General features: G+C 72.4%; 8 protein-coding genes. 2 read left to right on the top strand and 6 right to left on the bottom strand.

Features of this window, described 5'->3' with window-relative positions; genetic code table 11:
- Window positions 1–83: 83 nt before the first annotated feature.
- From AX737_RS27625 to AX737_RS27615, 3 genes are all read right to left on the bottom strand, one after another.
- Window positions 84–1,544: a murein L,D-transpeptidase family protein gene (locus tag AX737_RS27625; protein WP_066927056.1), complete on the bottom strand. Its 1,461-nt coding sequence runs from the start codon at window positions 1,542–1,544 to the stop codon at window positions 84–86.
- 135 nt (window positions 1,545–1,679) lie between these two features.
- Complete coding sequence (locus AX737_RS27620; RefSeq protein ID WP_066927055.1) at window positions 1,680–2,450, bottom strand: DUF1796 family putative cysteine peptidase; 771 nt, start codon at window positions 2,448–2,450, stop codon at window positions 1,680–1,682.
- Complete coding sequence (locus tag AX737_RS27615) at window positions 2,447–3,409, bottom strand: acetyl-CoA carboxylase carboxyltransferase subunit alpha (RefSeq protein ID WP_066927054.1); 963 nt, start codon at window positions 3,407–3,409, stop codon at window positions 2,447–2,449. Before AX737_RS27615 ends, AX737_RS27620 begins: the two co-directional genes overlap by 4 nt.
- 198 nt (window positions 3,410–3,607) lie before the next feature.
- Between AX737_RS27615 and AX737_RS27610 the strand changes: the two genes are divergently transcribed.
- Window positions 3,608–3,958 (top strand): hypothetical protein, encoded by a 351-nt coding sequence (locus tag AX737_RS27610; RefSeq protein WP_066927053.1) that lies wholly within the window; start codon window positions 3,608–3,610, stop codon window positions 3,956–3,958.
- A gap of 4 nt (window positions 3,959–3,962) precedes the next feature.
- Here AX737_RS27610 and AX737_RS27605 read toward each other — a convergent pair whose 3' ends face one another.
- Both AX737_RS27605 and AX737_RS27600 read right to left on the bottom strand, forming a co-directional pair.
- Window positions 3,963–5,336, bottom strand: a complete 1,374-nt coding sequence (locus tag AX737_RS27605) for a PleD family two-component system response regulator (protein WP_066927052.1) — start codon at window positions 5,334–5,336, stop codon at window positions 3,963–3,965.
- Between the two features lie 54 nt (window positions 5,337–5,390).
- On the bottom strand, window positions 5,391–5,765 hold the full coding sequence (locus AX737_RS27600) for a response regulator (protein WP_066927051.1): 375 nt from the start codon (window positions 5,763–5,765) through the stop codon (window positions 5,391–5,393).
- A gap of 76 nt (window positions 5,766–5,841) precedes the next feature.
- On the opposite strand from AX737_RS27600, the gene AX737_RS27595 reads away from it, so the two are divergent.
- The gene (locus AX737_RS27595) at window positions 5,842–6,141 is read left to right on the top strand and encodes a DUF3572 family protein (protein ID WP_280949104.1); all 300 of its coding nucleotides are present in this window, start codon (window positions 5,842–5,844) and stop codon (window positions 6,139–6,141) included.
- A gap of 40 nt (window positions 6,142–6,181) precedes the next feature.
- On the opposite strand, the gene AX737_RS27590 is transcribed toward AX737_RS27595, so the two are convergent.
- A partial coding sequence (locus AX737_RS27590) for a cell envelope integrity EipB family protein (RefSeq protein ID WP_066927050.1) occupies window positions 6,182–6,978 on the bottom strand: 797 nt, incomplete at its 5' end.

The following is a 6,978-nucleotide window of genomic DNA, read 5'->3' as shown; positions in this document are numbered from 1 at the left end:
AGGGGACCCGCGCCTGACCGGGGCTAGGCTCGCTCGGCATATGCGATCGCCCTGCTCTGCGGGGGAGGGAGAAGCGCGCGGCCTCAGCGCGCCGGCTCGGCCTTCGGGGCCGGCTTCTTCGCCTCGGCCACCTTGGCGGGCGGCGCCTTCTTCTCCGCGATCGCGCCGGTCGCGGTCGGGGGTTTTGCCAGATGCGCCTGGATGCGCGCGCGGGCGGCGTGGACCTGCTTGGCGGGCTCGGCCGTCGCGGCGTCCGCGGCGGGGGTCGCCGGCTCCGGCGCGGGCGCGTCCTTGCGGGACAGGCCGCCGAACACCTGCTGGAAGGCCGAGACGTCGCCCTCCGCGTCCGCCACCGTGACGCGGGCGGGCTTGCCCGCCTCGGCGGCGGCCGGCTCGGCCTGCTTGGCGAGCATGAGAGGCGCCGGGGCCGGCTTGGCGCCGGCGGCGAGGGCCGCGGCGGCGGCCTTGGTGGGGATCGGCGCGGCCGCGAGCTGCGTGCGGCCCTTCGGACCGGCAGGGCCGGCCTTCGGCTCGATCGCGATCTCCTCCGGCGCGCCGGCGAGCGTCTCCGGACGGCTCACCTCGCCGAGATTGTGCCGGCCGAACTCCTTGGCGCTGTAGGGCATCTCCTCCTCCTTCGCGCCGAGGCTCGCGAAGGCGGTGACGTTCTGCGGCCGGAAGACCGGGTTCTGGCCGCCGTCCTGGTAGACGACGCGGGTCGCGGGCGTGCCCTTGGCGACGAGCTCGGCGATCTGGTGATCGTCCCGCGCGCGCTTCTCGGCGACCAGCGGATCGACCCGCGGGCTGCAGGAGCCGGCGGCCGCGTCGGCACCGCCGAACACGTACTTGGCTCCGCACAGGCCGACCTTGGGCTCCTGGCGCAGGGCCTCGAAATAGTCTGCGCCCTCCTTCAGGTTGTTCCAGAACGGCGCGTTCGGGTCGTTGCGGAACTTGGCCATGTTCTGGGCCGTCATCCGGAACGGGTAGGACTGGAACTGGAAGGCGCGCTGGCCGCCCGCGAAGGCCTCGCGGGCGATGGCGTAGATCTCGCCCATCGAGGCGTCGGTCATCGCGAAGCAGCCGGCCGACGAGCAGGTGCCGTGCACCATGATGTAGTTGCCGGTGCGCCCGTTCGCGCGGTCGAAGGCGTTCGGGTAGCCGGTGTCGAAGGAGAGGTAGTAGGAGGAGTTCGGGTTCATCTGGCCCGGGGTGATCGTGTAGAAGCCCTCGGGCGCCTGCCGGTCGCCCTGCTTGGTCTTGGGGCCGAGCTGGCCCGACCAGCGGCAGATCGGGAACGTCTTGAGGAGCGCGTACTGGCCGGTGCCGTCGCGCTTCCACACTTCCAGCTCCGACTCCTTCTTGTAGGCGCGGATCAGGATCGGGTCGGACTGGCTCATCCCCTTGGTCTGCATCAGCGACAGGGTCTGGGCGGGGACCGGGGTCAGGTGGCGGGTGGAGGCGCCGCCGATCAGGCCGTCCTGGCAGGCGCCGAGGCCGAGCGTGACGGCGATGAGACCAGCAGCCGCGAGCGGGCGCACAGCCATGGGGAACCTCGTCTCGATACTCCGCCCGCGGGTCCGTTCGACCTGCGTCGGGCGTCACTCCCCAAACCCGTAGATCGGTTAAACTTGACCCTCCGTTACCGCAATGACGCCGGAGCCACACTCCACGCGGATAAATCAGTCGAGATGTGCGGGATTGCACGCCGCCTCGGCGCGAATCAGGTCGAGCAGGCGCGCGTCGTCCGCCGGGTCGGCGAGGCGCAGGCCGACCGGCGCGGAGGGCGTCTCGAGGGTGATGTGCAGGAGGTCGGGACGCGGCTCGGCCCGCCCGGCCACCCGCACGGTCGCGGTGCCCGGCAGGAGCTGGATCACCGTGAGGTGGCTGCGGGCGGCGTCTCCCGCCAGCGCGTCGCAGAGCGCCGCGGCCTCGGCCGGCGCGACGTGGAGGTGGCTCATCAGCCAGTATCGGTTGCGCCCGCCCGCCAGGGCGCGGGCGGCGCGCAGCCGCCGGACGCCCGCCTGCAGGAAGGCGAAATCCGCGTCGTCCGCGGCCGGGTCGTGGTGGTTGAAGATGCAGTCGAGGCCGTAGCGCTCCCGGTAGAGCCGGTGCCGGCCGCGGGTGATGTCGGGTCCCTCGCGCTCGGAGAGCGGGATCGTCTCGAGCTGCGCCCGGTCGGTGAACGCCCGGAAATCGTCCGCGAGGCAGTCGCGCACCATCGGCGGCAGGGTGAAGACCCAGTCGAACGGGCCGGACCACCCGCGCAGTCCGAGCCGCTTCAGGGCGTGCGCCATCTGGCAGTTGCTGCCGAGCGAGACGTGATTGAACGCGCCCGGCTCGCGCCGGTCGGGGCCGCGCAGGCCGAGACGGCGGCGCAGGGTCCCGAGAAGGCCTGTCCCGAAAAGGCCTGTGCCGAGAAGGCCTGGGGGGCCCTCCCCGTCCCGTCTCACAGCCGCCGGCCGATCTCGAGGAACTTCTGCGCCCGGCGGTCGCGGATCTCGTCGCGCCCGAGGCCCTCGAAGCTCCGCAGCGCCTCGTCGAGCGCCGCGCCCGCCGCCGCCACGGCGCCGTCGCGGTCGCGGTGGGCGCCGCCGGTCGCCTCCGGCACGATGCCGTCGATGACGCCGAGCCGGAGCAGGTCCTGCGCGGTGATCTTCATGGCGGTGGCGGCATCGTGCGCCCGGCCCTGGTCGCGCCAGAGGATCGAGGCCGCCCCCTCGGGCGAGATCACGCCGTAGATCGCGTGCTCCAGCATCAGCACGCGGTTGGCGGTGGCGAGCGCGATGGCGCCGCCCGAGCCGCCCTCGCCGATCACGAGCGCGACGTTCGGCACGCCCAGCGCCAGGCAGGCCTCGGTCGAGCGCGCGATGGCCTCGGCCTGCCCGCGCTCCTCCGCGTCGATGCCCGGGAAGGCGCCCGCGGTGTCCACGAACGCCAGCACCGGCAGGCCGAAGCGGTCGGCGAGCTCCATCAGGCGCACCGCCTTGCGGTAGCCCTCGGGCCGGGCCATCCCGAAATTGTGGCGCAGGCGCGCCTCGGTGGTCGCGCCCTTCTCCTGGCCGATCACGCAGACCGGCCGGCCGCGGAAGCGCCCGAAGCCGCCCACCACCGCCGCGTCCTCGCCGAAGCTGCGGTCGCCGGCCAGGGGCGTGAATTCCTCGATCAGCCCGGCGCAGTAATCGACGAAATGCGGGCGCTGCGGGTGGCGGGCCACCTGCGTCTTCTGCCAGGGCGTGAGGGCGGCGTAGATCTCGGCGAGCGCCTGGGCAGCCTTGGCCTCGAGCCGGCCGACCTCCTCGCTGATCGAGACGGCGCCGTCGCGGGCGCCGACCGCCTTCAGCTCCTCGAGCTTGGCCTCGAGTTCCGCCACGGGCTTCTCGAAATCGAGATAGGAGCGCGTCACCGCCATCGGTTCACAAATGTCCTGCGCGTCGTGCGAGAGCCCGGGGCGCGGGCCGCGCCGCCGGGCGGGGCGAGGTGTTGGCGATGCGGGAGGGCGTGTCAACCGCGCGCGGGGCGGGATGTGCATGCCCGCGGGAGGCCGGCGGCCGGCGCGAAGCCCGGCGCCGCCTTCCTCAGGCCCTGATTGCGGCGCCTGTCTGGGGGCATGATCCTGCGCCCGCTCCTCGCCCTCGCCGCCCTGGTCTCGTTCGGCCTGCCCGCCGCCGCGCAGCCGCCCACGCCGGCCGCGCCGCCGAGCCTGGAGCAGATCGAGCGCCTGGAGGCGCGCCCGCGGCGGCGCGACCTCTATCTGAGCCCCGAGGCGGCCGAATCGGCCCGCGCCGCCGAGGCCAAGATGGAGGCGATGCAGCGGAAGATGGACGCGCGGGTCCGCCGCGCGACGCGCAGCATCTGCGAGGGCTGCGCCGGCCAGGCTCCCCGCCGCCGCGACGCCGCCGCGGCAGCGCGCGACGACGTGCCGGGACAGCTGGATCCCGCCCAGGCTCCCACGGAGTAGCCCTTCAGGCGGCGTCGGCCTCGACGCGGTTCCGGCCGAACGTCTTGGCGCGGTAGAGCGCGAGGTCGGCCCGCTTCATCATGTCCCCGGCCCCCGCGTCGTCGCCCTGCCGGGCCGCGACGCCGATCGACACGGTGACGGGCACGCTGCGGGTGGCGCGCTGGACCGGGAAGGGCAGCGCCTCGATCCGGGCGCGGATGCGCTCGGCGATCACCTGCGCCTCGGCGAGGCCGACATCGGGCAGGATGATCACCACCTCCTCGCCGCCGTAGCGGGCGACGATGTCGATGCCGCGGGTGTGCAGCCGGACGCGCTCGGCGAAGGTGCGCAGCACCTCGTCGCCGGCCTCGTGCCCGTAGGTGTCGTTGATCGTCTTGAACCGGTCGATGTCGAGGATCAGCGCGGCGACCGGGCGCTGGCGCAGGTTGGCCTCCGCGAAGAGCGCGCCGAGATGGCTGTCGAGGTAGCGCCGGTTGTGCAGCCCCGTGAGGGCGTCGGTCACGGCGAGCTGCATCGAGTCCTGCACGGCGCCCCGCAACACCTCGGAGAAGCGCTTGCGCCGGACCTGGGTGCGCACCCGCGCCGTCAGCTCGTTCCGGTCGATCGGCCGCAGCAGGTAGTCGTGCACGCCGAAATCGAGCCCGCGCACGATGCGCTCGCGCTCGTGCGCCTCGCCCAGCATCACGAGCGGGACGTTGCGGGTGCGGTCGAGCGAGCGGAGCTGGCTGCACAGGCGCAGGCCGTCCGAGCCCTGCAGGTCGAGGCTGACGAGGATGCAGTCGAAGGTTCCCTCCGCCGCCCGCATCAGGGCGCGCTGCGGGTCGGCCTCGACGCTCACCCGGTGGTGCTGGCCGAGCGCCGCCGCCATCCGGTCGGCCGCGCCCGCCCGGTCCTCAACCAGCAGGATCTCGGCGTCGAGGCCCGTCTCGGCGGCGGCGCGCGCCAGCGGGTCGCCGAGGCCGGCCTCGCGGGAGGCGAGCGCGCGGCTCAGAAGCTCGTCCGTCACCGCCTTCAGGCGCACGAGGCTGCGCACCCGGGCGAACAGGGCGACGTCGTCCACGGGCTTCGTCAGGAAGTCGTCCGCCCCGGCCTCCAGGCCACGGAGCCGGTCGGCGGGCTGGTCGAGGGCGGTGACCATGATCACCGGCAGGTGGGCGGTGACGGGGTTGCCCTTCAGGTGCCGGCAGACCTCGAACCCGTCCATCCCGGGCATCATCACGTCGAGCAGCACGACGTCGCAGAGACCCTGCTCGCAGAGCGCGATGGCGTCGCGCCCGTTCATGGCCGAGACGGTGTTGAAATACTCGAGCGCGAGCTTCGTTTCGAGAAGCTTCACGTTCGGAAACAGATCATCGACGATCAGGACGCGCGCCGACATCGTTCCTCGCGGGCGATCGGAGTGGTCGCCCGCGCGGAAGGACCGCGTCAGGCCTCAGGATTTGGCCTCAAGATAAGTCCGAACCGTTGCCAAAAACTTCGCGACCGAGATCGGCTTGGACAAATAAGCCTCACACCCGCCCTCGCGGATCCGCTCCTCGTCGCCCTTCATGGCGAAGGCCGTGATCGCGATCACCGGAATGTGCTTGAGGTCGTCGTCCTCCTTCAGCCACTTGGTCACCTCCAGGCCGGAGACCTCCGGCAACTGGATGTCCATGAGGATGAGGTCGGGGTGATGCGCGCGCGCCAGCTCGATCGCCTCGATGCCGTGCGCAGTCTTCAGCGTCGCGTAGCCCTGCGCCTCGAGCAGGTCGTTGAAGAGCTTCATATTGAGCTCGTTGTCCTCGACGATCAGCACCGTTTTCTTCATGAGGCGTTCATCCCGGTGCGCGCGACGCTTGTCGTTAACGGGCCGTCACCCTGTCGGAATCCATTCTAGGGTTTACATGTTGATGAAACGCAAATCCCTTCAAGGGACTGAGGCGACCGATTCGCTGCCCTTGGACGTTCTGCTGTGGATGGTCCAGGACCCGGACCGCCTGCTCCCCTTCCTCAACGCCACCGGCCTGACGCCCGACGCGCTGCGGCGGGCGACGGAGGATCCGGCGATCCTCGACGCGGTTCTGGACCACGTCATGGCGGACGAGCCGGTGCTGCTCGCCTGTGCCCGTGCCCTCGACTGCCCCCCGGAACGGATCGCCGCCGCCTGGGCGCGCCGCAGGCCGCCCGAGTTCGAGGCGCCCTGAGGACCGGGGAGCGCCCCGATCCGCGGGGCCGCCCCGGCCTTCAGGGCCGGCAGGGCTTGTCCGCGCCCTTGTCGAGGTCGAGGCGCGTGAGATCCCCCAGGATCGCGAAATCGCCGTAGTCGAGCTTGAGCGCGCCGCTGACGCCGTTGTCGTAGAGGTCGAAACTCAGCGTGTAGATCGGCGTGCGCTCGCCGCGCCCCTGCGTGAAATAGCTCAGCGTCACCGGCCAGCGCTGCACCGAGGCCAGCGCGCCCTCGCGCAGCGGCTTGTCGCGCTCGGAGCCCGAGGCCTGGGTCGGGCCGGTGCCCGGGCGGCCGATGACGGCGAGCGTGTCGTAGACCTTGCGGCCGTCGTCCGAGCCGTCGAACACCTTGGCGGAGAGCGTCGTCTCGCCGGCCCGCGCCGCCTCGATCAGGCGACGCATGTGCAGGCTCGGGAACAGGACCGGGCCGCCCTCGCCGAACTGGTCGCGCTTGGGCTCCTTCAGCCGCACCTTGAAGGCGCTGCCCTCCGTCGTCGCGTTGCCGTCGACGGTCGGGCTCGGCGTGCCGTTGGTGGCGCTCGCGGTCCGGAAGCGGAACTCGTGGCCGTCGCCGCGCTCGAAGGTCGTGTTGCGCAGGTCCGAGGTGCGGCTGCCGGTCTCGGAGGATTCGAGCACGGTCACCTGCCGGGTCTGCATGGTGTAGCCCTGGCAGGCGTCGCCCTTGAAGTCGAGGGCGATGCGCCCGCGGGCGCTGTCGACCGCGCGCGTGCCGCCGCTCGAGGCGAGCGAGAGGTCGTAGACCGCCCGGTGGTTGGCCAGCACGACCGGTGCCGCGGCCGGCTTGGCGGGCGCCT

It is taken from the genome of Methylobacterium sp. CCH5-D2 (assembly GCF_001556475.1).
Taxonomy (GTDB): Bacteria; Pseudomonadota; Alphaproteobacteria; order Rhizobiales; family Beijerinckiaceae; genus Methylobacterium; species Methylobacterium hispanicum.
This window is presented reverse-complemented; position numbering and strand designations above follow the sequence as displayed.

Coding starts and splice junctions, on each gene's coding strand:
- AX737_RS27605 (WP_066927052.1), bottom strand. CDS start 5,336: ATGTCGGCGCGCGTCCTGATCGTCGATGATCTGTTTCCGAACGTGAAG.
- AX737_RS27600 (WP_066927051.1), bottom strand. CDS start 5,765: ATGAAGAAAACGGTGCTGATCGTCGAGGACAACGAGCTCAATATGAAG.
- AX737_RS27610 (WP_066927053.1), top strand. CDS start 3,608: ATGATCCTGCGCCCGCTCCTCGCCCTCGCCGCCCTGGTCTCGTTCGGC.
- AX737_RS27625 (WP_066927056.1), bottom strand. CDS start 1,544: ATGGCTGTGCGCCCGCTCGCGGCTGCTGGTCTCATCGCCGTCACGCTC.
- AX737_RS27595 (WP_280949104.1), top strand. CDS start 5,842: ATGTTGATGAAACGCAAATCCCTTCAAGGGACTGAGGCGACCGATTCG.
- AX737_RS27615 (WP_066927054.1), bottom strand. CDS start 3,409: ATGGCGGTGACGCGCTCCTATCTCGATTTCGAGAAGCCCGTGGCGGAA.